The sequence below is a fragment of the Streptomyces sp. NBC_00433 genome, assembly GCA_036015235.1.
Classification (GTDB): Bacteria; Actinomycetota; Actinomycetes; order Streptomycetales; family Streptomycetaceae; genus Actinacidiphila.
The window spans coordinates 4,676,169-4,702,160 of record CP107926.1 but is presented as its reverse complement, the minus strand read 5'-3'; the positions used below and the strand labels follow the sequence as shown (position 1 = coordinate 4,702,160).

Below are 25,992 nucleotides of genomic sequence, written 5' to 3'. Positions count from 1 at the left end.
CCTGCGGAAACCTTGTGTTGTAGAGTGCAACGATATCAGCTGGGCAGCGGAAGTTCGAACCACACCACCTTGCCCACCGCCTGGCGGCTGGTCCCCCAGCGCCGCGACATGTGCGACACCAGCGCGAGACCGCGTCCGCGGGCGTCATCGGTTTCCGCGCGCTGCAACTGCGGCAGGTTGTGGTTGTCGTCGCTGACCTCGACCAGCAGTTTGCCGACCCGCATCATCCGCAGCTCCACCTCGTAGGAGGCGGCCCGGATCGCATTGGTGACCAGCTCGCTGACCAGCAGCTCCGTGGTGTCGCTGAGCCGGTCGAGACCCCAGGCGGCGAGCTGGCTCCGGGTCAGGTCGCGGGCCCGCGCCACCTCGCAGTCGTCCACCCGCAGGCGCCACTGGGCCACGTCCTGCGGCGCGATGCCGTCGAAGCGCGCGACCAGCAGGGCCACGTCGTCACGCCGGTCCTCGGAGTGCACCCGGCTGAGGATCTGCGCGCACACGTCCTCGGGGGTCTGCTGAGGCTCGATCACATGCGCGCACAGGGCGGCGAGTCCGGCGTCTATGCCCTGGCCGCGCACCTCCACCAGGCCGTCGGTGCACAGCACCAGCCAACTGCCGTCAGGAGCCGGGATCTCCACCGTCTCGAACGGCACCCCGCCGACGCCGATCGGTGCGCCGCCGGGAATCTGCAGCAGCTCGCCCCGCCCGTCATGGCCGGCCAGAACCGGCGGGATATGGCCGGCGTTGGCGAGGGTCAGGGTGCGGTTGATCGGGTCGTAGACCGCGTAGACGCAGGTGGCGAGGTGGTCGGTGCCGAGCCGCTGGGCCAGGTTGTCCAGGTGGCGCAGCAGCTGGGCGGGCGGCAGGTCGAGCGCGGCCATGGTGATGACCGACGTGCGGAACTGGCCCATCACGGCGGCCGCCTGGAGCCCGTGCCCCATCACGTCGCCGACGATCAGCGCGACGCGGCCGCCGGGCAGCTGGATCGCGTCGAACCAGTCGCCGCCGACCTGCGCCTGCCGGTCCCCCGGCATGTAGTGGTGCGCGATCCGCACGCCCGGGATGCGCGGCGGCCGGGTCGGCATCATCGAGCGCTGGAGCGTGGCGGCGGCGCGCGACTCCAGGCGGTGCAGCCGCGCGTTGTCCAGGTGGACCGCGCCGCGGGCGGCGACCTCGGCAGCGGTCACGGCGTCGCGCGCGTCGAAGGGGCGGCGCCCCGGGCCGCGGACGAAGCAGACCCGGCCCAGCACCGTGCCGCGCGCGGTGAGCGGCGCCAGGATCAGCGAATGGCCGGCCAGCAGCCCGCCGAGCGCGGGCACGCCCAGGTCGGTGGCGATGTCGGGGGCCAGGGCGGGGTCGACGACCGGCACCAGGACCGGGTCGCCGAGCCGCGGCATCGCGTCCTGCGCGGACAGCGTCAGCAGCTCGCCCTCGGGCAGCGCGATGTCCCAGCGCTCGCCCGTCCCCGGGCCCGACAGGTCGGCGATCGCGATCCGGCGGACCAGCATGGAGTCGCCGGTGCGGTCGTCCTTGGGCGGCTCGGATTCGGAGAAGAGCTGGTCCACCACGAGCACGGTGGCCACGTCCGCGAAGCGCGGCACCGTGACCGCGCACAGCTCGCGTGCGGTCGTGTGCAGGTCGAGGGTGGAGCCGACCACGGAGCCGGTCTCGCGCAGCAGCGACAGCTGCTCGTCCAGCGCGCTGCCGGGCAGCGGCTCCCGCGCGTCGCGGCCGGTGCCCGCGGGCCCGGGGCGGCCGGCCCGCGCCGCGGTCTCTGGCCGGACCGGTGACGGCGGGGCGGCCGCGGGGTGCGGCGGGGCCTGCGCGGTGAAGGTGCTCGCGGGGCCGGCGGACGGAAAGGGGACGGCGGTCAGGGAGGACGCGCTTGAACGGTCGCCACTGTGGGTAATCGACTCATGGCGGGGAGTGACTGAGTCGGGAGGTGAGGTAAGGACGGCGGCGGGGCCGGTGTCGGAGTCGAGTCGGTGGTCGGGGGATGCGGCAGGGCCCCGACGGGGTACCGGCAGCAGCTCACGGCGCGCGGAGCGGTCGGCGCGGGCGGCGGCGGCGACCTGGGCGTAGTCCTGCGGAGTGACGGGCAGCCGGACACTGCCCTCCACCTCCAGGGCGGGGTGGCCGAGCGGGGCGATCTGCCGCACGATGCGGTCCAGCCGGCCGGCGCTGACCCCGGGCAGGACGGTGCCGAGCCGTGCGGTCAGCGCATGGCCCTGCGCCGGGTCGGGGGCGGGGCACAGCACGGCGGCGATCGCGATGTCCTGGCGCCGCGTCCCCTCCGCGGTGTAGGGCAGCAGCCGGCCGCCCACCGCGATCCGCAGGCTGCCGGTGCGCAGCGGCCTGGCGTGCGCGGCGATGGCGAGCAGGCTGCGGCCGCCGGGCTCGGCGATCCGGTAGGTCCACCACAGCACGTCCTTGACCGTGCCGTCCCGGTCGGTGGCCGCGAGGGCGCCGGCCCAGGCGGAGGTGGTGAGGTCGTCGAGGACGTCGAGGACGTCCTGGTGCGCGGTGCCCGAGGCGCTGGGCGTCGCGCCGGCGGCGGAGCGGGCCGGGGTGAGCAGGCCCGAGGCGTGGTGGCCGAAGACATGCTCCCAGCGGTGGCCGAACAGCTCCTCCGCGCCGCGGTTCCAGTACGAGATCCGGCCGTCCGGGTCGACGCACAGCACCGCGAGGCGGAGCAGTGCGGTCATGCCGGTGCCGGCGGACGCGCCGCCGGCATCGGCGGGCCGGCTGCCGAACGGTACGGCCTCGGGAGCGGGGCCGCGGGCGCCGGGACGGGCCGCGCCGATGGTGCCGGTCTCGGGGCCGCCGGTGTCGGGGCGGTCGTCACCGGTTAACCCGGCGCGGTGCGTCGGGTCGGCCTCCGGGACGTGCCGGGCCGCTCCGAGTGCCTGTTCCTCGCGCCGTTCTTCGCGCCGTTCATCGGGGATGGGACGGTCTGTGTGATCATCTGCGTCGGTGGCTGCGGGATGCCGGGTGATGTCGTTCAACGTCGTGCACCTGCGGTTCGCCGCTGAGTAGGGTCCTGGATTCAAGGCAAGCACGAATAAGTCCGCGGGGGCGACCGAATAGCCGGATTGGCCCCCGCGGTGGGTTACATGACGGGGTGTCCGCTGACGCGGACCAGGGGATGGGGGGAAGGGCCGGTGCACGCACGAGTGCCGCAGGTCGCGGGTTTCGCCCGCTGGCCGCACGAGAAGTCGGCGAAGCAGGCGGGCAGGGCGCTGCGCGAGCGGGTGCCGCGGGCGGTTTTCGGCAGCCCCGAGGTGTGGACCTGGCAGGACAGGCGGCGCGGGGGGACCGCACCCGGCACCGTCGCGGCGGCGGCCGCGGTCGCCGCCGTGGAGGAGTCCAACGCGGGCCGCATCGCCGACCTGGTCCCGCTGCGGGTCGGGCGGATGGCGGCGAGCCCCTTCGCCTTCCTGCGCGGCTCGGCGGGCCTGATGGCCGCCGACCTCGCCGACCGGCCGGTCACCGGCATAGCCGCGCAGATATGCGGTGACGCGCACGCCGCGAACTTCGGCCTCTACGGCGACGCCCGCGGCGGCCTGGTCATGGACATCAACGACTTCGACGAGACCGTACGCGGCCCCTGGGAGTGGGACCTGCTGCGGCTCGCCGCCTCCCTGGTGCTGGCCGGGCGGGAGGCGGGCGCGGCCGACGACGTCTGCCGGGCGGCGGCGTACGACGCGGTGGGCGCCTACCGGCGGACCATGCGGCTGCTGGCGAAGCTCCCGGTGCACGAGGCGTGGGGCGCCATCGCCGACGAGCAGCTGGTCGCGCACGCCGACGCGCGCGACCTGGCCGGGACGCTGGACCAGGTCTCGGCGAAGGCCCGGCGCAACACGAGCGCGAAATTCGCGGCGCGCTCCACCGAGGCGATCGAGGGCGGCGCCCGGCGCTTCACCGACGCCCCGCCGGTGCTGCGGCGCATCCCGGACGCGGAGGCCGCCGCGGTCGCGGGCGCGCTCGACGGCTATCTCGCCACGGTCGGCGAGGACCGGCTGCCGCTGCTGGCGCGCTATGCCGTGCACGACGTCGCCTTCCGGGTGGTCGGCACCGGCAGCGTCGGCACCCGGTCGTACGTGGTGCTGCTGCTCGACCACCTGGGGGAGCCGCTGGTGCTCCAGGTCAAGGAGGCCCGCGCCTCCGCGCTGCTGCCCTACGCCGCCAAGGCCGGCTTCCCCGCGGAGCCGGTCGGGCACGAGGGGCGCCGGGTGGTGCTCGGCCAGAAGCAGATGCAGGTGGTCAGCGACATCCTGCTCGGCTGGACCGAGGTGGACGGGCGGCCGTACCAGGTGCGGCAGTTCAGGAACCGCAAGGGAAGCGTGGACCCGGCGACGCTGCCGTCCGGGCTGCTGGACGACTACGGCCGGATGACCGGCGCGCTGCTGGCCAGGGCGCACGCGCACAGCGCCGACCCGCGGCTGGTCGCGGGCTACTGCGGTAAGAACGAGGAGCTGGACGAGGCAGTGGCGGCCTTCGCGGTGGCCTACGCCGACCGGACCGAGGCGGACCACGCCGACCTGCTGGCGGCGATACGGGCCGGGCGGCTGCCCGCGGACCTCGAAGGCCGGCCGGCGCCGGTCTGACGGCCTTCGCCGGTGCTCCGGCGCCGGGTCGCCCGCGGCCCGGCGCTCCGCGCGATCACCCGGCGAGCCCTTAGGCTGTCCGGGTGACGAACACCTTCGGAACCGAGTCCGCCGCCGCGTCCGCTGCTGCCGCGCCGTCCGTGCCCGGTTCGCAGGAGCGGCTGGCGAAGGCGGTGCGGGCGGCCGAGCAGGCGCTGATCGAGTTCGAGATCGCCGTGGAGACCTTCCGGGTCGAGGTGGAGAATTTCTCCCGGCTGCACCACCAGCGGCTCGGCCCGATGTATGCGCGGCTGGACGAGCTGGACGCCCTGGTCGCGGAGGCCGTCGCGGCCCACAGCGGCGACCGGGCGGACATCGAGCGGGCCTGGGAGGCCCGCGCCCTGGTCATGCCCATGCCTGGCGTCGAGGAGCTGTTCGGCGGGCTGCTGGGCTCCGACGGCGTACGCCCGGTGGAGGACCCGAATCCGCCGCGCCGGGTGCGGCCCGGCAAGGAGGCCCAGCGGCTCTACCGCGAGCTGGCCCGCAAGGCGCACCCCGACCTCGCCCAGGACGACGACGAGAAGAAGCGCCGCAGCGCCTTCATCTCCCGCGTCAACGAGGCCTACGCCTACGCCGACGAGGACGCTCTGCACGCCTTGGCCGCCGAGTGGGAGGCCGGGCCCGTGCCGCTGGCCGAGCTGCCCAGCGAGGCCGAGGTGCTCTACGCCCGGCTGGAGTGGCTGGCAGAGCGCAAGGAGAACCTGTCGGCCATCGCCGCCGAGCTGGACGAGAGCGCGATCGGGCAGATGATGCGGCTCGCCCCCGACGACCCGGACGCGCTGCTCAACGAGATCGCCGAGCAGCTGCTCACCCAGGTCGCCCAGCGCGAGGCGAGGCTGGCGGAACTGGTCAGGGACACCTCGGGCGACTGAGGTAGTTTTGGCTGGCCGCACCCGGGCCGCCGCAGTGCGCCCCGCGGGCGGCGCGGTTACGTACTGTACGTAGCAAGTGATCAGTGAGCGGTACCGCCGTTGCGCGGACCGCACTCCCCGTGTCCCAGGAGGCCGCGTCCGATGTTCCGTTCCCAGCTGCCCTCGGTCGACGCCACCGCCGTACCGGCCGACGCGGTCCTGCTCGACGTCCGGGAGGACGACGAATGGGCGGCGGGGCACGCCGAGGGCGCGCTGCACATCCCGATGGGCGAGGTCGTCGCCCGCATCGACGAGCTGCCGCAGGACGGCACCGTACACGTCGTCTGCCGGGTCGGCGGCCGGTCCGCGCAGGTCACGCAGTATCTGATCGGCCAGGGCAGGGACGCGGTCAACGTCAGCGGCGGCATGCTCGACTGGGAGTCCGCGGGCCGCCCGGTCGTCACCGGCGACGGCGCCGAGGGCTTCGTCCTCTGACCCCTCCGGCGCATCCGCCCGCCGCACCGCTCGTCCCACCCGCCATCCGCCGTCCCTCCGGATGCCCCGGGCCATTCCGTCACCTGTGGATAACTCGGTATGGTCACCGCCGGACCCCGGGGTGGGTAGCGTGCTGCCCGGCATGCACGCCCGTGCGGAGAGCGGAGAGACGATGCAGTCAGAGCAGGGGGAATCGCCCCAGTTGGCGGGTTTGTCACTGCCCGCCCGAATAACGGTGGCCGTGACCGTGGGCGTGGTCGCCGTGGGAGCGCTCTTCCACCTCGGCATGGTCTTCCTGCACGTCGCGCCGTCGAACACGCTCAGCAAACAGCACGCGACGGCGGTCAGCGAATACGTCTACCCCGAGTTCGAGCAGAACTGGAAGCTCTTCGCGCCCGATCCGCTCCAGCAGAACATCCATGTGCAGGCCCGCGCGGAGGTCCGCAAGCCGGGCGGCGGCACGGAGACCACCGGCTGGGTGGACCTCACGGCGATGGACGTGGCCGAGATGCGGCACAACCCGCTGCCCAGCCACTCCCAGCAGAACGAACTGCGCCGCGCCTGGGGCTACTACAGCGACTCGCACAACGACCAGAACCAGTCGACCTCGGCCGGCGGCAGCGACATGAGCAGCAGTTACCTGCAGAACATCGTCGCGGGGCGCCTCGGACCCAGGCTCAACGGCGGCACGGTCGTCCGCATCCAGGCCAGGGCCGCCACCACCTCGGTCGCCAGGCCGACCTGGAGCGGTGAGTCGGTCGACACCACCACCCAATATCGCGAGCTGCCCTGGTGGACCGTCACCACCGCGTCGGCAGGGCAGGAGAAGTCCTCGTGAGCGACCCCAGCATCCCGGCCGCGCACGCCGAGGACCCCGCCGCCAGTACCGTCGGCTCCGCAGGCACCGTTGGCTCCGCCGCGGCCGCCCCGGCCGCCGGCAGCCACGCGCTGGACCCCGCCCCGGTCCCCTCGCCCTTCGCCGGGCTCGGCCGGGCGATCGACCGGGGTATCGCCGGCGGTCTCGCCAGGGTCACCGGCAGCGCCCTGGCGCCCTACCAGACCGCGATCGTACGCATCGGCTTCTCGCTGACCTGGCTGCTCTTCCTGCTGCGGGAGTGGCCGCACCGCTCCGAGCTCTACGGGCCCGACAGCCCGTGGACCTTCGACCTGGCCAAGCGGCTGGTGGCGGGCAACCACGCCTTCACCGCGGTGCTGTGGAGCGACAGCCGCGGCTGGTTCGAGCTGGTCTACGCGGTGGCCGTGCTCAGCAGCGCCATGCTGCTGATCGGCTGGCGCACCAGGACCGCGTCGGTGCTCTTCATGCTGGGGGTGCTGTCCCTGCAGAACCGCAGCGTCTTCATGGGCGACGGCGGCGACAACGTCATCCACCTGATGGCCATCTACCTGGTCTTCACCCGCTGCGGGCAGGTCTGGTCGCTGGACCGGCGGCTCGCCGACCGGGCCGCGGCCAAGGCGCGGGCGCGGGCGGCGGCTTCCGTATCGGATTCGGATTCGGCTTCGGCTTCGGCGGACGCGCGGGCCGAGGGCGCTCCGCGCCTGCCGGGGAGCGCGGGGGCCGACCCGGTGGGGATCGCGCTGTGGCTGCTGCTGGGGGCCGCCCTGGTCGCGGCCACCGCGGCGGGCAAGCTCAGCACCGAGTGGCGCGTGGCGCTGTGGGTGGGCCTGCTGCTCCAGGCGCTGTGGTGGGCGGTACGCCGTTACGCGCCCGGTGAGCCGCGCACCGTGCTGAACACCATGGCCGACGTCATCCACAACGGCGCCATGCTGGTGGTCGTCGTGGAGGTCTGCCTGATCTACTCCACGGCCGGCTGGTACAAGATCCAGGGCAGCCGGTGGGAGGACGGCACCGCGCTCTACTATCCGCTGCACCTGGACGACTTCACCCCGTGGCCGAGCCTGTCGCACGCGCTGGCGGGCAATTCGCTGATGGTCATGCTGATCACCTACGGCACGGTCATTGTCCAGGTCGCCTTCCCCTTCACCCTCTTCAACCGCCGGGTGAAGAACGTGCTGCTGGCGGCGATGATGCTGGAGCACGCGTCGATCGCGATCGTGCTCGGCCTGCCCTTCTTCTCGCTGGCGATGATCGCCGCCGACGCCGTCTTCCTGCCCACCGGCTTCCTGCGCTGGCTGGGCGAGCAGGTCGCCCGGCCGCTGAGCCGGTCCTCGGCGCTGCCGAAGGCCGCCGGGGTCCCCGGGCAGCGGTCGGCGGGGGAGGACGCCGGGCAGCCCGCGGCGGGGCCGTCGCCCACCGAGGCCGTCACCTGACGAGCTGACCCGGGGCCCGAGGGCCCGAGGGCCCGCTGACCCGCCGACCCGACCCCGGCCGCCGACCGGGGCGGGTGGCGCAGGGCCCCGCCGTAAGGTGGCGGCATGAGCGATGAGCAGGCCGCACTCCGGCTGCCCGGGGTGCGGTCCGCCGTGCTGCGGTGGCATGAGCACGCCGCCGACGCGGACACGGTCGTGCTCGACGGCTTCCACGCCCTCAAGCACGCGCTGCGCTTCGGCGCCGACGTCCATGTCGCGGTCAGCAGCGACAAGGACGCCGTGCTGCGGCTGGCCGCCGACCTCGCGCCCGACCTGGCCGCGGACCTCGCCGAGCGCGTCATCGAGGTCCCGGCCGCCGCGCTGCGCGAGCTGGTGGCCCGCGTCCACCCCACCGGGGTGGCCGCGCTCGCCGCCCGCCCGGACGGGGACGGGCGCACGGCAGCGTTGACCGCGCTGCCCCGGCGGGCCCCGGTCGTGGTCCTCGACCGCCCGCGCAACCTCGGCAATGTCGGTGCCGTGATCAGGCTCGCCGCCGGTTTCGGTGTCACCGGCGTCGTCACCACCGGCGACCTGGACCCCTGGCACCCCAACGTCGTACGGGCCGGCGCCGGGCTGCACTACGCGACGGCCGTGGACCGCGCCGACCCGGACCGGCTGCCGCCGGGGCCGCTGCACGTCCTCGACCCCGAAGGCGCGGACATCCGCGGCACCGAGCTGCCGGACGACGCGCTGATCGTCTTCGGCTCGGAGCGGCACGGCGTGTCCGACGAGCTGCGCGCCCGAGCCACGGCACTGGTCTCGCTGCCGATGCGGCCGCAGGTGTCGAGCTACAACCTCGCCACCAGCGTCGGCATGACGCTCTATCACTGGTCGGCGACGTCCGGTTCCCCGCTGGTCCCCGGACGCCCCTGACCCCGCGCCCGCCGGGGGGGCGCGGCCGGTCAGGCCGGCCTGCGCACCTCCACCGTGCGGAAGCGGCTCGCGACGAACGCCGCGTCGCACAGCGCCGCATTGGCCGCGGGATTGCCGCCGGAGCCGTGGAAGTCGGAGAAGGCCGCGGTCTGGTTCACATAGACCCCGCCGGTCAGGTTGAGCGACAGCTGCGCGCACTCCTCCTGGCAGACCTCTTCCAGCTGCCGCTCCACCTCGGGCGAGGTCGTGTAGCCGCCCACCGTCATGGCGCCGTGGTCGCGGATCGTGCGGCGCAGCAGCCGCAGCGCCGCGTCGGTGGAGTCCACGGCGACGGCGAAGGCGACCGGGCCGAAGCACTCGGCCATGAAGGCCGCCTCCGCGTCCGGCTTGGCGGTGTCCAGCCTGACCAGGGCCGGGGTGCGGACGACCGCGTCGGGGAAGTCGGGGTGGACCACCGCGCGGGAGGCCAGCGCGACCTCGCCCATGCCGGGCGCGGCGTCCAGCCGGGCCCTGACGTCCGGATTGACCAGCGCGCCGAGCAGCGCGTTGGCCCGGGCGTCGTCGCCGAGCAGCCGCTCCACCGCGGCGGCGAGGTCGGCGACCACCTCGTCGTACGCCCGCGGTCCCGCCTCCGTGCCGATGCCGTCCCGGGGGATCAGCAGATTCTGCGGGGTGGTGCACATCTGCCCGCTGTACAGCGACAGGGCGAAGGCCAGGTTGGAGAGCATGCCGCGGTAGTCGTCGGTGGAGTCCACCACCACCGTGTTGACCCCGGCCTTCTCGGTGAAGACCTGCGCCTGGCGCGCGTTGGCCTCCAGCCAGTCGCCGAAGGCGGTCGACCCGGTGTAGTCGATGACGCGGACCTCGGGGCGCAGGGCCAGCGTCCTTGCCAGTCCCTCGCCCGGCCGGTCGACGGCCAGGCACACCAGGTCGGGCGGGAAGCCCGCCTCCGCCAGCACGTCACGGGCGGCGGCGACGGTCATGGCGAGCGGCAGCACGGCCCGCGGGTGCGGCTTGACCAGCACCGCATTGCCGGTGGCCAGCGAGGCGAACAGGCCCGGATAGCCGTTCCAGGTCGGGAAGGTGTTGCAGCCGATCACCAGGCCGATGCCGCGCGGCACCGCGGTGAAGGACTTCCGCAGCTCCAGCGGGTCCCGCTTGCCCTGCGGCTTGACCCACTCGGCGCTCTCGGGGGTGCGGGTCTGCTCGGCATACGCGTAGGCCACCGCTTCGAGGCCGCGGTCCTGTGCGTGCGGGCCGCCGGCCTGGAAGGCCATCGTGAAGGCCTGGCCCGAGGTGTGCATCACCGCGTGGGCGAACTCGTGCGTCCGCGCGTTGATCCGGGACAGGATCTCCAGGCACACCAGCGCGCGGGTCTCGGGCCCCGCGTCACGCCAGGCGGGCATCGCGGCGCGCATGGCGGGCAGCAGCACGTCGGGATCCGGGTGCGGATAGGTCACGCCCAGCTCGATGCCGTAGGGCGAGTGCTCGCCGCCGGTCCACTCGTCCGTCCCCGGCTGCGCGGAGGCGAAGGGGAAGGGCTTCCCGAGCAGCGCCTCGAAGGCGGCCCTGCCCTCGTCGGCGTCCGGGTACGCCTTCGGCTGCTCGGGGTGGGGCGACCAGTAGGCGCGGGTCCTTATGGTCTCCAGCGCCTTGTCGAGGGTGTCGCGATGGCGCTCGGCCAGGGACAGGGTGGAGAGATCGGCGGACAATGGGACCAACTCCTCGTCGAGCTGGGCTGGGTGTGGGAACACCGCTAGATTAACCGAATGTTCGGTCGGGACAAGGGCGGGAAACCCGGCCTGTGGATAACTCTGCCGGAGCCGGGAGAGCCCGGAGGGCGCGGGCGCCACGGGCCCCGGCAGGAACCGTTCGGCATCGGCAAGGAGTCGTGGACAGCGTGACCGCACTTGACCGCACCAGCACCGTGGCCGTCGTCGGCGTCGGGACCATGGGCCAGGGGATCGCACAGGTGGCGCTGCTGGCCGGCCACCGGGTGCTGCTGCACGACGCCGCCCCCGGCCGGGCGCAGGTCGCGGCCGACGCCGTGGCGGGCCGCCTGGACCGGCTGGTCGCCAAGGGCAGGCTCGGCGCGCCCGAACTCAAGGACGCGCTGGCCCGGCTCGTCCCCGCCGAGGGCGCCGCGGACCTGGCGGGAGCGTCGCTCGTCGTGGAGGCCGTGGTCGAGGACCTGGCCGCCAAGCAGGCGCTCTTCGCCGAGCTGGAGGCCGTCGTCGGCGACGGCTGCCTGCTGGCGACCAACACCTCCTCGCTGCCGGTGACCGCCGTCGCGGGCGCGCTGCGGCTGCCGGGCCGCCTGGTCGGGCTGCACTTCTTCAACCCCGCCCCGCTGCTGCCGCTGGTCGAGGTGGTCGCCGGGGCCGCCACCGACGCCGCGGCCGTCACCACCGCCTACGACACGGCGGCCGCCTGGGGCAAGACGCCGGTGCGCTGCACCGACACCCCGGGCTTCGTCGTCAACCGCGTCGCCCGCCCCTTCTACGCCGAGGCGCTGCGGGTCTACGAGGAGCGCGCCGCCGACCCCGCGACGATCGACGCGGTGCTGCGCGAATGCGGCGGCTTCGCCATGGGGCCCTTCGAGCTGATGGACCTGATCGGCCAGGACGTCAACGAGGCCGTCACACGCTCGGTCTGGGAGGCCTTCTTCCACGACCCGAAATTCACCCCGTCGCTGGCACAGCGCCGGCTGGTCGAGTCCGGGCGGCTCGGCCGCAAGACCGGGCGCGGCTGGTTCGCGTACGGCGAGGACACCGGCGGCGCCCGCGCCGGACGGCAGGCCGGCGGCGTACGGAAGCCGGAGATCCGGCCGCATACTGCCGAGCCGGCCGTCTCACCGCCTTACGTCGTGCTGCGCGGCGACCTCGGCCCCGCGCGGGCGCTCGCCGGGCTGGCCGCGGAGTCGGGGATCGAGGTGCGCGAGGAGCCGGCGGACGGGCCGGGAGCGATCGTGCTGCCCGGCGGTGTGCCGCTGCGGCTCGCGGACGGCCGTCCCATGCCCGCGCCGGGGATCCGCTTCGACCTGGCCCTGGACTACCGCACCGCTACCCGTGTCGCCGTCGCACCCTGCGACGGGGTGCAGGCGGAGGCGGTGGACCGGGCGGTGGGCTTCTTCCAGGCGCTGGGCAAGGACGTCAGCGTCATCGGGGACGTGCCGGGCCTGATCGTGGCGCGGACGGTCGCCATGCTGGCCGATCTGGCGGCCGACGCGGTCGCCCGGCAAGTCGCCTCCGCCCGGGACATCGACACCGCGATGCGGCTGGGCGTCAGCTACCCGCTGGGTCCGCTGGAGTGGTGTGAGCGGGTTTCCGCCGGCTATGTGCGTGATCTGCTGGACGCGCTGCACCGCGCCTCCCCCACCGGGCGCTACGCCCCCTGCCGGGAGCTGCGGCGGCGTGCGGACGCGGCCGAAGGTGTGTTCTCCTCATGACCATGCCTAAGCGCGACACCTATACGCCGGACTCGCTGCTCGCCGTGGCCGTGGAGGTCTTCAACGAGCGCGGCTACGACGGCACGTCCATGGAGGACCTCGCGCGCGCGGCGGGCATCTCGAAATCCTCGATCTACCACCATGTGCGCGGCAAGGAGGAGCTGCTCAACCGGGCGGTGGGCCGCGCACTCGACGGCCTGTTCGGCATCCTCGACCAGCCGGAGGCCGGGAGCGGCCCCGCGGTGCGGCGGCTCGAATATGTCATCCGGCGCACCGCCGTCGTCCTCATGGACGAACTTCCCTACGTCACCCTGCTGCTGCGGGTCCGGGGGAACACCACGACCGAGCGGTGGGCGATGGAGCGCAGGCGGGAGTTCGACCAGCGGGTCGCCGAGCTGCTCAAGGAGGCCGTGGCGGAGGGCGACCTGCGGCTGGATGTCGAGGTCAGGCTGGCCACCCGGCTGCTCTTCGGGATGATCAACTCGATAGCCGAGTGGTATCGCCCCGCCGTGAAGGGGGCGCTCGACCGCGAGCAGGTCGCCGACGCCGTGGTGCGGCTGGCCTTCGACGGGCTGCGTACGTAGACCGGATCCGCGGCGGTGCGGCGACAGGTCCGCCTATTGGTACAGACCATTGGCTCGGAGGGTGATCACCGCCACGATCCAGCCATGCCCACGGCTGATCGATCCTCTGTGCGAGGCCGCGCACCGCTGCGTGCGGCGGCCGCCTCGGTGCTCGCGATGTCCGTCCTGCCGCTCGCCGGCCGCGGCGGCGAGGCCGGAAGCCACGCACCGACCGCCGGGGCCAACGACTTCGGCTGCCTGTCACCCGAACAGGCCAAGACGGGCTATGTGACCTTCACCAGCTCCGAGGGCCAGGACGCCGAGGCCTTCGCGACCGGCAAGGGAACGACCGCGCTGGTCCTCGCGCACCAGGCCGACGGCGACGTCTGCCGGTGGGTGCCGGACGCCGTCGAGCCGGCCGAGGACGGCTATCGGGTGATCGCGGTCGACTCCGCGGGCAGCGAGGTCGCGGAGAGCACCGCGGCCGTCGCCCACGCCCGGGTCAAGGGCGCGCACAAGGTGCTGCTGGTCGGCGCGTCCAAGGGCGGCACCGCCCGTGCTGGCCTCGGCCGGCTCGATCGCACCGCCGGTCGACGCGGTGGTCGATGAGTACGGCAGCTGACGCCGCCGGGCGTCAGTCCCCGACCACCTGGTCGGTCTCCTCGAAGACCAGCAGCGTACGGCTGCTCAGCACCTCCTCGATGGACTGCAGCCGGCTGAGGACCAGCTCGCGCAGGCTGCGGTTGTCGACGGTGTGCACCAGGAGCAGCACGTCGAAATCGCCGCTCACCAGGGCGATGTGGGCGACACCCGGAAGGGTGACGAGCTTCTCCCGCACGGTCCGCCAGGAATTCTGGACGATCTTGAGCGTGATGTAGGCGGAGGCGCCGTGCCCGGCCCGCTCGTGGTCGACCCGGGCGGTGAAACCCCGGATCACCCCGTCCTCGATGAGCCGGTTGATCCGGGCGTAGGCGTTCGCCCTGGATACGTGCACCCGCTCGGCCACCGAGCGTATCGAGGCCCGGCCGTCCTCCTGCAGCAGCCGCAGGATCGTGCGGTCTATCGGGTCCAGAGGTCGGACCGTCGGCTCCTCGTCGGCCATCTGTTCTCTCGCCATCCCCCGCAAGCTCCCTACCATGGACGTACTGGCTCCATCTCAGGCTGTGCAGAACCGTTTGTCCACAGGCGAAACCACCCCGTAGCCAAAATGCCTCCGGCGACCGAACAATCGGTAGGGAGAGCGGAACCCGCTCGCGCCACCGATTGCCTTCGGCCACCGACCACGAGGAGGTGCTCGCGATGACCGTGCTGGACACCCCTGCCTGGCGGCCTCGCGCCGACGCCGCGCCGCTGCTGCCCGACCCGGAGCCCTACCGGCTGCTCGGCACCCCTGCCGCGGCGGACCTGGACCCCGCGCTGCTCAGCAGGCTGTACGGGCAGCTCGTCCGCGGCCGCCGCTACAACCGGCAGGCCACCGCCCTGACCAAGCAGGGCCGCCTCGCCGTCTATCCGTCCAGCACCGGCCAGGAGGCCTGCGAGATCGCCGCCGCCCTCGCGCTGCGGCCCCGCGACTGGCTCTTCCCCAGCTACCGCGACACCCTCGCCGTCGTCGCCCGCGGGGTCGACCCCGTCGAGGCGCTGACGCTGCTGCGCGGCGACTGGCACACCGGCTACGACCCACGCGAGCACCGCGTCGCGCCGCTCAGCACCCCGCTGGCCACCCAGCTGCCGCACGCCGTCGGCCTCGCGCACGCGGCGCGGCTCAGCGGCGACCCGGTGGCCGCGCTGGCCATGGTCGGCGACGGCGGGACCAGCGAGGGCGACTTCCACGAGGCGCTCAACTTCGCGGCCGTCTGGCGGGCCCCGGTGGTCTTCCTGGTGCAGAACAACGGCTTCGCCATCTCCGTGCCCCTCGACAAGCAGACCGCCGCCCCCACCCTCGCCCACAAGGCGGTCGGCTACGGCATGCCGGGCCGGCTGGTGGACGGCAACGACGTGGCGGCCGTCCACCAGGTGCTCACCGAAGCCCTGGAGCGGGCGCGCGAAGGCGGCGGCCCCACCCTGGTCGAGGCGATCACCTACCGGATCGACGCGCACACCAACGCCGACGACGCCACCCGCTACCGCGAGGAGTCCGAGGTCGCGGCCTGGCGGGCGCACGACCCCGTGGAGCTGCTGGAAAGGGAGCTGACAGGCCGCGGGCTGCTGGACGACGCCGGCCGGCAGCGCGCGCTGGACGAGGCCGAGGCGATGGCCGCCGACCTGCGCGAGCGGATGCACGAGGACCCGCCGCTCGACCCGATGGAGCTGTTCGCGCACGTCTATGCCGAGCCGACACCGCAGTTGCGCGAGCAGGCCGCGCAATTGCGGGCGGAGATGGAAGCGGAGCGGCAGTCATGACCACCGCCACCACCGCGGCGGACCGCGCCGCCGCCCCCACCCGCAAACCCGCCACCATGGCGCAGGCGCTCAACCAGGCGCTGCGCGACTCCCTCGCCGCCGACCCGGCGGTGCACGTCATGGGCGAGGACGTCGGCGCCCTCGGCGGGGTCTTCCGCATCACCGACGGGCTCACCAGGGAATTCGGCGAGGACCGCTGCACCGACACCCCGCTGGCCGAGGCGGGCATCCTCGGCGCCGCCGTCGGCATGGCGATGTACGGGCTGCGGCCGGTCGTGGAGATGCAGTTCGACGCCTTCGCCTACCCGGCGTTCGAGCAGCTGGTCAGCCATGTCGCCCGGATGCGGAACCGCACCCGCGGGGCGCTGCCGCTGCCCATCACCGTACGGATCCCCTACGGCGGCGGCATCGGCGGCGTCGAGCACCACAGCGACTCCTCCGAGGCGTACTACCTGCACACCCCCGGCCTTCACGTGGTCACCCCGGCGACCGTCGAGGACGCCTACGGGCTGTTGCGGGCGTCCATCGCCTCCGACGACCCGGTGGTCTTCCTCGAACCCAAGCGGCTGTACTGGTCGAAGGCCGACTGGTCGCCGCAGGAGCCGGCCGCCGTGGCGCCGATCGGCCGGGCCGTGGTGCGCCGGCAGGGGCGTACGGCGACGCTGATCACGTACGGCCCCTCGCTGCCGGTGTGCCTGGAGGCGGCGGAGGCGGCCGAGGAGGAGGGCTGGGATCTCGGCGTGGTCGACCTGCGCAGCCTGGTGCCCTTCGACGAGGAGACGGTCGCCGCGGCCGTCCGCGGCACCGGCCGGGCGGTCGTCGTCCACGAGTCGTCGGGCTTCGGCGGCGCCGGCGCGGAGATAGCGGCGCGTATCACCGAGCGCTGCTTCCACCACCTGGAGGCGCCCGTGCTGCGGGTCGCCGGCTTCGACATCCCCTATCCGCCGCCGATGCTCGAACGGCACCATCTGCCGGGCGTGGACCGCATCCTCGACGCCGTCGGCCGACTGCAGTGGGAGGAGCGCTGATGGCCGTCGTGCGCGAATTCACCCTCCCCGACCTCGGCGAGGGGCTCACCGAGGCGGAGATCGTCCGCTGGCTGGTGCAGGTCGGCGAGGTCGTCGCCGTCGACCAGCCGGTGGTCGAGATGGAGACCGCCAAGGCGGTCGTCGAGGTGCCCTGCCCTTACGGCGGCGTGGTGACCGCCCGCTTCGGCGAGGAGGGCGACTCCCTGGAGGTGGGGCGCCCGCTGGTGACCGTGGCCGTGGGCTCCGCCGCCGATGCCGCCCGCCTGTCCGGCGGGGACGGCGACGGCGGCGGTGACGGGCAGGGCTCGGGCAATGTGCTGGTCGGTTACGGCACCGGCGCCGCGGTCGCGCGGCGGCGGCAGCGGGTGCGGGCGGTCGCCGCGGCGGCCGGCGGCCCGGTCGCGGCAGGCGACGGGTCGCCCACTGCCGCCGCGCCGGAAGCCCCGCAAGGCGGGACGGCGACGGTCGCCGCACCCTCCGGCTCCGCCGCGGCGGACAGCTCGGTCGCGGTGGACGGCGAGGCCGGCCCGGTGGCCGTCATCTCGCCGCTGGTCAGGAGGATCGCCCGGGAGCACGGCCTGGACCTGCGACGGCTGGCGGGCAGCGGCCCCGAGGGCCTGATCCTGCGCTCCGACGTGGAGCGCGCGATCGCGGCCCCGTCCCCGTCGCCCGCCCCTCCCGAGGTCGCGGACGGCGCCGAGCGGGTGCCGCTGCGCGGGATACGCCGGGCGGTCGCAGAGAAGCTGACCCGCAGCCGCCGCGAGATTCCCGACGCCACCTGCTGGGTGGACGCCGACGCCACGGAGCTGCTCGCCGCCCGGGCGGCGATGAACGCCTCGGGGGAGCGGCGGATCTCCGTCCTGGCGCTGCTGGCCCGGGTGGTGACGGCGGCGCTGGCGCGCTACCCGGACCTCAACTCCACGGTGGACACCGAGCGTTCCGAGATCGTACGGCTGCCCGCCGTGCACCTCGGCTTCGCGGCGCAGACCGACCGCGGCCTCGTGGTGCCGGTGCTGCGGGACGCGCACACCATGACCACCACGGCGCTCGCCGCCGAGATGGCCAGGCTCACCGAGGCCGCGCGGACCGGGTCGCTGACCCCCGCGGAGCTGACCGGCGGGACCTTCACGCTCAACAACTACGGGGTCTTCGGCGTCGACGGCTCCACGCCGATCATCAACCACCCCGAGGCCGCGATGCTCGGCGTCGGCCGGATAGCGGCCAAGCCGTGGGTGCACGGCGGCGAGCTGGCGGTGCGGCAGGTGGTGCAGCTGTCCTTCACCTTCGACCACCGGGTGTGCGACGGCGGGACGGCGGGCGGTTTCCTGCGGCTGGTCGCGGACTGCGTGGAGCAGCCCGCGGTGCTGCTCGCCGCGGTGTGACGCGGACCCCGGTCGGGGGCCTCCCCCGGTCGGGGCGGCCCGGCCGGAGGATACTCGCGGGCATGACGACGAGCTACGACGCGGTGGTGCTCGCGGGCGGCGCGGCCAGCAGGCTGGGCGGCGCCGACAAGCCCGCGCTCGCCGTGGGCGGCCGGATGCTGCTCGACCGGGTGCTCGCCGCCTGCGCGAGCGCCGACCGCACCGTCGTGGTGGGACCGCGCAGGCCGACCGCCCTGCCGGTGCGGTGGACCAGGGAGCAGCCCGCGGGCGGCGGCCCGCTGCCCGCGCTCGCCGCGGGGATGGCCGCCCTCACCGGCGCCGACCGCCCCGCGGCGGTCGTCGTCCTGGCCGCCGACCTGCCCTTCCTGGCGGCGCACACCGTGGCCGCGCTCGTCGAAGCCCTGGCGGGCCCAGGGGCGGGGGCATGCGAGGGCGTCGTGCTCACCGACCCGGGCGGGCGCGACCAACCGCTGGCGGCGGCGTATCTGGCGGAGCCGCTGCGCCGCGAGATCGCCCTCATCAGCACCGAGCACGGCACCCTGAACGGCCTGCCCCTGCGCCTGCTGACCCGCGAACTGACGCTGCGCCGGATCGCCGACCCGACCGGCGAGGCCAGCTTCGACTGCGACACCTGGGACGACGTGGCCGCCGCGCGCGCCCGGCTGGGCGGCGCCCCCGACCGCTGAGGCCCCGGCACCCCGGCGTCCGGGCGGCCGCCGGGGTGCCGGATGGGAGTCAGAGGGGTGAGCCTGGGTGGCTTGCGGGGCCGGATCGGGGACCATGGGCGTGTGGTGGACGAATGGATCGCAGCAGCCAAGGCCGAACTGGGCATCGACCTCGACGTGGACACCGGGGTCCTGCTCGACCTGGCGCGGGACGCGGCGCACGGTGTCGCGCGGCCGGCCGCCCCGCTGACCACCTTTCTGGTGGGATACGCGGCGGCGCAGGCGGGCGGCGGACCCGAGGCCGTACGCGAGGCGGCGCGCAAGGCCGCCGAGCTGGCGCTGCGCTGGGCCGAGGAGTCCGGCAGATGACCGGCCCGCGCGACAACGGGCCCCGGGCGAACCGCCCCCGGGAGCACGGCCGTCCGGGCGCCGACTCCGCCGACCGGGCGCTCGACGACGCCCTCGCGCTGGCCAACGGCCCCCGTGCGGCAGGCCCCGCCGCCCGCCCGCCGAGCACCGACCCGCTGGTCGTGGCGCTCGGGCACGAGCCCGGCGACCGGCCGCCGGCCGCGCCCGCGGCCCGGCACCAGGCGGCCGCCGTCCCCTGGCCCGAGGCGCGGCGGATCGCCCGCCGGGTCGGCGGCCGGCTCGACGCGCGGGCGCTGCCGCTCGGCGAGGAGCTGCTCGGCATGGCGCTGGCGCGGGCCCTGCCGGCGCTGACGGACCTGCCGTCGTTCGACTTCTCGGCCATGGACGGCTGGGCGGTGGCGGGCACGGGCCCCTGGCGGCTGAAGGGCCAGGTGCTCGCCGGGCAGCAGCGCCTGGCGGACGCGCTGCTCGGCGGCCACGCCGTCCGTATCGCCACCGGGGCACTGCTCCCGCCGGGCACCACCGCGGTCCTGCGCAGCGAGCACGGCAGCACCCAGCGCAGGACCGACGGCGAGTGGCTGCACGTGCGGGCGCCGCATCCCGCTCCCCGCCCCGGCCAGGAGATACGGCGCAAGGGCCAGGAGTGCCGCGGCGGCGACGAGCTGCTGCCCCCGGGCACCGTGGTGACGCCCGCGGTGCTGGGCCTGGCCGCCGCCGCGGGCTACGACGAACTGGCCGTCACCATGCGCCCCCGGGTGGAGATCCTGGTGCTCGGCGACGAGCTGCTCGACCACGGGCCGCCGCGGGCCGGCCGGGTGCGCGACGCGCTCGGCCCGATGCTGCCGTCCTGGCTGCGCGGGCTCGGCGCGGACGTCACCTCGGTGCGCCGGCTGATGGACGACGCCGATGTGCTGCGCGCCGCCGTGGCCGCGAGCAGCGCCGACCTCGTGGTGACCACCGGCGGCACGGCGGGCGGCCCCGTCGACCATGTGCACCCGGTGCTGGCCGCCCTGGGCGCGCGGCTGCTGGTCGACGGGGTGGCGGTAAGGCCGGGGCACCCGATGCTGCTGGCCGAAATGCCCGCGGGCGGGCTGCTGGCCGGGCTGCCCGGCAATCCGCTCGCGGCCGTCGCCGGGGTGCTCACGCTGGTGGCCCCCGTGCTGCGTACGCTCGGCGGCCGCCCGGTGCCCGCGCCCTACGCGGCCCCGCTGACCGCGGACATCCCCGGGCACCCGGTGGACACCCGGCTGGTCCCGGTGGTCTTCGACGACGAGTCGGCGGCGCGGCCGCTGCACTTCACCGGGCCCGCGATGCTGCGCGGCCTGGCCGCCGCCGACGGCATGGCGGTGATCCCGCCGGGCGGCGCCAGGGCCGGCCAGGAGACGGCGGTGCTCGACACCGGGGCGCTCGCGCCGGCCTGGGGGAGCGGGACATGAGACGGCGGGGCGACGGCGCACCACCCGGTCCCGGCGGCGCCGACGTCCCGCCGCCGGATGCCCCGGGCAGCTACCGGGTGGCCTTCCCGCGCTCCAGGATCGGCCCGTTGGCGCAGGTCGGACGGCGTCTGGTGCTCGCACTGCTGGTGCTGGCCGTGACCGTGGCGATCGTCTACGCAGACCGGGGCGGCTACCACGACAACGCCGACGGCTCGGTGTCCTTCCTGGACGCCCTCTACTACTCGACGGTGACGCTGTCGACGACCGGCTACGGCGACATCGTCCCTTACAGCACGGGCGCGCGGCTGAGCAACACCTTCCTGGTGACGCCGCTGCGGGTGATCTTCCTGATCATCCTGGTCGGGACGACGCTCGAAGTGCTGACCGAGCGGACCAGGGAGCAATTCCGGGTGGCCCGTTGGAGGAGAACCTTGCACGACCATGTGGTCATCGTGGGATACGGCACCAAGGGGCGGTCGGCGGCGCGGACACTGCTGGGGCGCGGTGTGCCGGCGGAGCGGATCGTGGTCGTCGACCCGAACCCGAAGGTCGTGCGGAGCGCCGCCGAGGAGGGCTACGTGGCGGTCACCGGCGACGCGACCCGCAGCGAGGTGCTGCGGCGGGCCGAGGCGCAGCGGGCCCGGCAGATCGTCGTCGCACCCCAGCGCGACGACACCGCGGTCCTGGTCACCCTGACGGCCAGGCAGCTCAACCCGCACGCCCACCTGGTGGCCTCGGTCCGCGAGGAGGAGAACGCGCCGCTGCTGCGCCAGTCGGGCGCGGACGCCGTCATCACCAGCTCCGGCGCCGCCGGGCGGCTGCTCGGGCTGTCGGTGCTCAGCCCCGGCGTCGGCCGGGTGATGGACGACCTGATCACGTACGGCAGCGGGCTCGACCTCATCGAGCGGCCGGTCGCCTTGTCCGAGGCCGGGACGGCGCCGCGGGATGTGCGCGACCTGGTGGTGTCGGTGGTGCGCGACGCGCGGCTGCTGGACCACGACGACCCCGAGGCGGCGCCGCTGCGGGCGACCGACCGGCTGATCGCCATCCGCCGGGCGACCGAGGGCCCGACTGCCGCACCGCTGGGCTGACCCGCTGACCGCTCGGTATCTGGCGCATCGTCACATCGCCACATGCCAGGGATACTTGCAGGTCGCATGATCGATCAGTGGTGATATGATCACGCCGCTTGTCGGCGCCAGCCAAAGCGAGTAAGACGGACGGCAATCCGGTTGAGAGCGTTAACCACTCCAAGGAGCATTATGCCGCAGTCGGGCATATGGAGCCGTTTCGATTTATCGACGCCTCGGTGCCGCTGTCGACAGGTCGAGTGCGATGCTCCCGGACCTCGTGGGCGCTGTATGGGCGCCGTCGCTTCTCGGGACATTCCGGACGCAAAAGCACAGTACGCCCTTTCAGTCCTTGGCGGTCGTCTAGTCGTTTAAAGAGAGTCTCATGACGCATTACATACAGGATCCAGCGCTCTGGGCTCTGATCGCTGGCACGCCGCTCGCCGCCACCGTCATACTCCGCGAGCGCAGAGCGCGAAACAAGACACGCCGGGAGAAGGCGGCCGTCGAGAGCCGCTACGCGGAACTCGAAGGCAGTTACGCCACTTCCGTGCACGAGGCCCGGATCCGTGCGGAAGACGCCACCAAGAGTGCGCTGAAATCCGCGATGCGAACGCTGCAGGGTCTCGCGAACGAACAGCAGCTGGCCATCTCCAAGGCTCAGGGGAAATACGGCGAGCACTACGTGCTCCAGGACCTCCTGGAGATCGACCACATGAACTCGCAGTTCGGCAGGCGCGCCCAGGCCATCGCCGTGCTCTGCGACGGGTGGCTGGGCAGGCAGCGTGCCGACGCCTCGGTCTACGACGTGGTGCGCAGCGCGAAGGGCAGAATCCGGCACTACACCCGGGTCGAGATCCGTTCGCAGAGCAATTTCGCCATGACCGGCCGGGCCGTGGAACCGGTCGCGCTGGCGCTTGCCGAGCTGCTCGACAACGCGACCAGCTATTCCGCTCCCGACTCCCCCATCGACATCACCACCCGTACGGTGCCCAAGGGTGTCTGCATCATTATCGATGATGCCGGTGTCGGTATGAACGAGGAGGAGAAGAAGCGGGCCGACCACCTGCTGTCGCCGCAGGGCCCCACCGACATCACAGCACTGGGAAATCCGCCGCAGTTCGGTTTCGCGGTCATCGGTGTGCTCGCCGCCCGATACGGATTCAGCGTTTCCGTCGATTCGTCGTCCCCGTACGGTGGTGTGCGTGCGGTGGTGCTGATTCCCGAGGAGCTTCTGACCAGCATGCCAGAGCCGGAAGAAGCGCCGATGCCTCCCCGCACATCGGGGGCAGCAGCGCCAGAAGTGAGCACTTCCACCCCCGGTGGCCTCCCGAAACGTAGTCGAAAAGGCTCGATATCCATCGTGCCGCAAGCGGATTCCACCCGTGCCCCGGTCCGGACGGAAGCGGAAACTGCATCGATTATGGCCGCCTTCCAGCTCGGCACACAGTCCGGGCGCTCCGCAAACACGGAAGGGCACGATCCGCAGTGAACAACGACCTGTCATGGATGCTTGACAGCGCCCTAGAAGTCCCAGGGGCACGTCATGCGATCCTGATCTCCGCCGACGGCCTCCTCATGGCCCGCTCGCAGGAGATGATGAAGGACGACGCCGACACCGTCGCTGCGGCCATGAGCGGCATCCAGTCGTTGAGCCGCACCATGGCCGGCTTCTGCGGTGGCGCTCATATGCAGTGGCGGCAGACCCTGGTCGAGTTCGACGGCGGGTGGGTCTTCCTCATCGCCGCGGGGGCGGGCGCGTACCTGGCCGTCTCCTCCGCTCCCGATGTCGACATGGGGGCGATCACCTTCCGGATGCAGCAGCTCGTCGGACAGCTCGGCAAGGCGCTGACCAGTCCGGTCCGTGAGAACACGAGTACCCAGGCATGAGTACGCCCGGGGATCCCGAAGCGCTGTCCGTGGAATTAGTGCGACCGTACGTCATCACGAACGGGCGCGGGCTCCCGGACAACGACCAGTTCAACCTGATCACCCTGGTCACCACGTCAGAACAGCCGCGTCCGAGCCACCTCGACCCCGAAAAGCACAGCGTCCTCGACCTGTGTTCGGGAGGGCTCCTCTCGGTCGCCGAGATCGCGGGGCACATGAAGCTCCCGATCGGCATCGTCAAGGTCCTGCTGTCCGACCTGTCGGCGGACGGCTATCTCGTCGTACGCGCCCCCGTGCCTCCCGCGCAACTTGTCGACGTATCACTCCTCCAGGAGGTGCTGAATGGGCTCCAGGCCCGATTCGGCTGATGGCGTCTATCTGGACGACGCGGTGCAGATCGCGGCCAAGATTCTGGTCGTGGGGCACTTCGCCGTCGGGAAGACGACGTTCATCGGCACCATGTCCGAGATCCCGCCGCTGCGTACCGAGGAGCGGATGACCCAGGCCGGCGCGCACGTCGACGACCTCGGGGGAGTCCGGGGGAAGTCCACGACGACCGTGGCGATGGACTTCGGCCGTATCACCCTCAGCAGCAAGCTGGTCCTGTACCTGTTCGGAACACCCGGGCAGGAGCGCTTCGTCCAGGTCTGGGAGGACATGACCAGGGGCGCTCTGGGGGCGCTGATCCTGGTCGACCCCGAGCGGCTCAAGGAGTCCTTCCCGGTGATCGACCTGGTGGAGCAGTACGGGCTGCCGTACGCGATCTCCGTCAACCACTTCGACGAGACGCCGGTCCGTCCGGAGAACGAGCTGCGTGAAGCCCTCGACCTGCTGCCGGAAACCCCCATCGTCACCTGTGACGCCCGTGATCAGAAGTCATCCGCCGACGCGTTGATCGCTCTGGTCCGGTATCTGCAGACGCGTACCGATAGGAGAGCATGACGTGAGCATCGAATCAGAGGTCCCCTCGCCTCCGCCGGGCTGCCCCGCCCACGGCCGGGTGCCCCTCTACGGGCCCGATTTCGCAGCGGACCCGAACGCTTACTACGCGTGGATGCGCAACTACGGGGCCACCGCGCCGGTCGAGTTGGCCCCCGGGGTGAACGCCACCCTTGTCACGGATTACCTGGCGGCGCTGCAACTGCTGCAGAATCCCGACACGTTCAGGAAGGACTCGCGCCACTGGCGCGACTTCAACCAGGGCCTGATCAGTCCGAACAGCCCGGTGGTGCCGCTGCTCGCCTACCGGCCCAACTGCATGTTCAGCGACGGCACCGACCACCTGCGGCTGCGACAGGCCGTGACGGACACCATGGCCCGGGTGGACGCGCACCAGCTGAACAGGAACGTCGACCGTATATCGACCTACCTTATCGAGCAGTTCAACGCCCGCGGGTCCGTCGACCTGCTCAACGACTACGCCAAGCTGCTGCCGCTCTTCGTCTTCAGCGAGCTCTTCGGCTGCCCGGCCGACATCGGCGACCGGGTCATCTTCGGTATCAACGGTATATTCGACGGAATCAACGCGGAAAAGGCGAACGAGGTGCTCGCGCAGAGCGTCGGGGAACTCGTCGCGCTCCGCCGGGCAAAGCCGGGCGACGATGTCACGTCCTGGCTCATGCAGCACCCCGCGAATCTTACCGACGAAGAAATGGCCCATCAACTCGTCCTGCTTCTCGGGGCAGGGGCCGAGCCGTTGCGGAATCTCATCGGCAACGGGCTCTACCTCATTCTGTCGGACGACAGGTATTCCGGGGGCGGCCTGCTGGTCGAGGACGCCATCGACGAGGTGCTGTGGAACAACCCGCCCATGTCGAACTACGCGCCGCACTACCCGGTGGCCGACGTCGACTTCGCGGGGACCCGGCTGAACGCGGGCGACCTGGTCATGGTCAGCTTCGCCGCGGCCAACTCCGACCCGGCCTTCTCCGGCTCGCGCCAGCTGCTCAGCAAGCGCGCTCACCTGGCATGGAGCACCGGACCGCACGGCTGCCCGGCCAAGGACCCCGCCCAGCTCATCACGGTGGCGGCCATCGAGAACCTGCTCAACCGGCTGCCGGACATCGAGCTTGCGGTGCCCGAGGACAGTCTGACGTGGCGCCCCGGACCTTTCAACCGCGCCTTGGCCGCGCTGCCGGCCCGGTTCACGCCGATCCGCGCCGAGAAGACCTCGGCCGCGCCGCAGGAGAAGGTGCAGACGACGACAAGCGGAACCCACGCCCGCCCACAGGGGAGGCCGGAAAAGGGCGGCTTGTGGAGTTCGTTCCTGGCGTGGTGGAAGGTGTGATCCACGCCACATCCGGAATATGCCAGCGCGTTGCATGACTAATACACGGGACGGGTAGTCAACGGGGCGCAATTCGAGATGGCCAAAAACAAAGAGGAGTAGTCGTGGTGCCTGTCCCCCCCGGCGCACCCGTCCATCCACGTTCCGCGGTTCGAACAGATTCGCGGCTACGCGATTTCCCTCTCAAAATGGACAATTTGCTGATACGCAAGACATCCCGCACGCCAGGAGTTTCCATACCCGCCCCCTGGGGCGGGTATCTTA

22 protein-coding genes and 1 pseudogene are annotated in these 25,992 nt (G+C 72.9%); 20 read left to right on the top strand and 3 right to left on the bottom strand.

Features of this window, described 5'->3' with window-relative positions; all coding sequences use genetic code 11:
- Nucleotides 1–35: 35 nt before the first annotated feature.
- On the bottom strand, nt 36–3,002 hold the full coding sequence (locus OG900_19950) for a SpoIIE family protein phosphatase (protein ID WUH92158.1): 2,967 nt from the start codon (nt 3,000–3,002) through the stop codon (nt 36–38).
- A gap of 108 nt (nt 3,003–3,110) precedes the next feature.
- Between OG900_19950 and OG900_19945 the strand changes: the two genes are divergently transcribed.
- The 6 genes from OG900_19945 (at nt 3,111) to OG900_19920 (ending at nt 9,190) form a co-directional block, all read left to right on the top strand.
- Complete coding sequence (locus tag OG900_19945) at nt 3,111–4,604, top strand: DUF2252 domain-containing protein (protein ID WUH92157.1); 1,494 nt, start codon at nt 3,111–3,113, stop codon at nt 4,602–4,604.
- 140 nt (nt 4,605–4,744) lie between these two features.
- Nucleotides 4,745–5,515, top strand: a complete 771-nt coding sequence (locus OG900_19940) for a J domain-containing protein (protein WUH95845.1) — start codon at nt 4,745–4,747, stop codon at nt 5,513–5,515.
- Between the two features lie 141 nt (nt 5,516–5,656).
- Complete coding sequence (locus OG900_19935) at nt 5,657–5,989, top strand: rhodanese-like domain-containing protein (GenBank protein WUH92156.1); 333 nt, start codon at nt 5,657–5,659, stop codon at nt 5,987–5,989.
- Nucleotides 5,990–6,161: 172 nt separating this feature from the next.
- Nucleotides 6,162–6,827 (top strand): DUF5819 family protein, encoded by a 666-nt coding sequence (locus OG900_19930; GenBank protein ID WUH92155.1) that lies wholly within the window; start codon nt 6,162–6,164, stop codon nt 6,825–6,827.
- Nucleotides 6,828–6,985: 158 nt separating this feature from the next.
- Nucleotides 6,986–8,278: an HTTM domain-containing protein gene (locus OG900_19925; GenBank protein WUH95844.1), complete on the top strand. Its 1,293-nt coding sequence runs from the start codon at nt 6,986–6,988 to the stop codon at nt 8,276–8,278.
- A 105-nt stretch (nt 8,279–8,383) separates the two neighbouring features.
- On the top strand, nt 8,384–9,190 hold the full coding sequence (locus OG900_19920) for a TrmH family RNA methyltransferase (protein ID WUH92154.1): 807 nt from the start codon (nt 8,384–8,386) through the stop codon (nt 9,188–9,190).
- A 29-nt stretch (nt 9,191–9,219) separates the two neighbouring features.
- Here the strand turns inward: OG900_19920 and paaN are convergent, their stop codons facing one another.
- Nucleotides 9,220–10,902, bottom strand: coding sequence for a phenylacetic acid degradation protein PaaN (gene paaN, locus OG900_19915; protein WUH92153.1), 1,683 nt, complete (start codon nt 10,900–10,902; stop codon nt 9,220–9,222).
- Between the two features lie 188 nt (nt 10,903–11,090).
- Between paaN and OG900_19910 the strand changes: the two genes are divergently transcribed.
- From OG900_19910 to OG900_19900, 3 genes are all read left to right on the top strand, one after another.
- Nucleotides 11,091–12,638 (top strand): 3-hydroxyacyl-CoA dehydrogenase, encoded by a 1,548-nt coding sequence (locus OG900_19910; protein WUH92152.1) that lies wholly within the window; start codon nt 11,091–11,093, stop codon nt 12,636–12,638.
- Nucleotides 12,635–13,222 (top strand): TetR/AcrR family transcriptional regulator, encoded by a 588-nt coding sequence (locus tag OG900_19905; protein WUH92151.1) that lies wholly within the window; start codon nt 12,635–12,637, stop codon nt 13,220–13,222. The genes OG900_19910 and OG900_19905 overlap by 4 nt, the downstream gene beginning before the upstream one ends.
- A 108-nt stretch (nt 13,223–13,330) precedes the next feature.
- Nucleotides 13,331–13,810 carry a hypothetical protein gene (locus OG900_19900; protein WUH92150.1) on the top strand — a complete coding sequence of 160 codons (480 nt, stop codon included), beginning with the start codon at nt 13,331–13,333 and terminating at the stop codon, nt 13,808–13,810.
- Nucleotides 13,811–13,835: 25 nt separating this feature from the next.
- On the opposite strand, the gene OG900_19895 is transcribed toward OG900_19900, so the two are convergent.
- Complete coding sequence (locus OG900_19895; GenBank protein ID WUH92149.1) at nt 13,836–14,318, bottom strand: Lrp/AsnC family transcriptional regulator; 483 nt, start codon at nt 14,316–14,318, stop codon at nt 13,836–13,838.
- A 182-nt stretch (nt 14,319–14,500) separates the two neighbouring features.
- On the opposite strand from OG900_19895, the gene pdhA reads away from it, so the two are divergent.
- The 11 genes and pseudogenes from pdhA to OG900_19840 all read left to right on the top strand — a co-directional run bounded on the left by pdhA (nt 14,501) and on the right by OG900_19840 (nt 25,728).
- The gene (pdhA, locus tag OG900_19890) at nt 14,501–15,601 is read left to right on the top strand and encodes a pyruvate dehydrogenase (acetyl-transferring) E1 component subunit alpha (GenBank protein WUH92148.1); all 1,101 of its coding nucleotides are present in this window, start codon (nt 14,501–14,503) and stop codon (nt 15,599–15,601) included.
- Entirely contained in the window at nt 15,598–16,629 is a 1,032-nt protein-coding gene (locus tag OG900_19885; protein ID WUH92147.1) for an alpha-ketoacid dehydrogenase subunit beta, read from the top strand. The genes pdhA and OG900_19885 overlap by 4 nt, the downstream gene beginning before the upstream one ends.
- A complete protein-coding gene (locus tag OG900_19880; GenBank protein WUH92146.1) occupies nt 16,629–18,011 on the top strand; it encodes a 2-oxo acid dehydrogenase subunit E2 in 1,383 nt (460 codons plus the stop codon). Before OG900_19885 ends, OG900_19880 begins: the two co-directional genes overlap by 1 nt.
- A gap of 62 nt (nt 18,012–18,073) precedes the next feature.
- Nucleotides 18,074–19,045 (top strand): annotated as a pseudogene (locus OG900_19875) (nucleotidyltransferase family protein).
- Nucleotides 19,042–20,481 carry a molybdopterin molybdotransferase MoeA gene (locus tag OG900_19870; GenBank protein ID WUH92145.1) on the top strand — a complete coding sequence of 480 codons (1,440 nt, stop codon included), beginning with the start codon at nt 19,042–19,044 and terminating at the stop codon, nt 20,479–20,481. The pseudogene OG900_19875 and the gene OG900_19870 overlap by 4 nt, the downstream one beginning before the upstream one ends.
- Nucleotides 20,478–21,572, top strand: coding sequence for a potassium channel family protein (locus OG900_19865; GenBank protein WUH92144.1), 1,095 nt, complete (start codon nt 20,478–20,480; stop codon nt 21,570–21,572). Before OG900_19870 ends, OG900_19865 begins: the two co-directional genes overlap by 4 nt.
- A 364-nt stretch (nt 21,573–21,936) precedes the next feature.
- Nucleotides 21,937–23,043 (top strand): ATP-binding protein, encoded by a 1,107-nt coding sequence (locus OG900_19860; protein WUH92143.1) that lies wholly within the window; start codon nt 21,937–21,939, stop codon nt 23,041–23,043.
- The gene (locus OG900_19855) at nt 23,040–23,441 is read left to right on the top strand and encodes a roadblock/LC7 domain-containing protein (protein WUH92142.1); all 402 of its coding nucleotides are present in this window, start codon (nt 23,040–23,042) and stop codon (nt 23,439–23,441) included. The genes OG900_19860 and OG900_19855 overlap by 4 nt, the downstream gene beginning before the upstream one ends.
- Nucleotides 23,438–23,809 carry a DUF742 domain-containing protein gene (locus OG900_19850; GenBank protein ID WUH92141.1) on the top strand — a complete coding sequence of 124 codons (372 nt, stop codon included), beginning with the start codon at nt 23,438–23,440 and terminating at the stop codon, nt 23,807–23,809. Before OG900_19855 ends, OG900_19850 begins: the two co-directional genes overlap by 4 nt.
- Nucleotides 23,784–24,383, top strand: coding sequence for an ATP/GTP-binding protein (locus OG900_19845; protein ID WUH92140.1), 600 nt, complete (start codon nt 23,784–23,786; stop codon nt 24,381–24,383). Before OG900_19850 ends, OG900_19845 begins: the two co-directional genes overlap by 26 nt.
- A gap of 1 nt (nt 24,384) precedes the next feature.
- A complete protein-coding gene (locus OG900_19840) occupies nt 24,385–25,728 on the top strand; it encodes a cytochrome P450 (protein WUH92139.1) in 1,344 nt (447 codons plus the stop codon).
- Nucleotides 25,729–25,992: the final 264 nt, after the last annotated feature.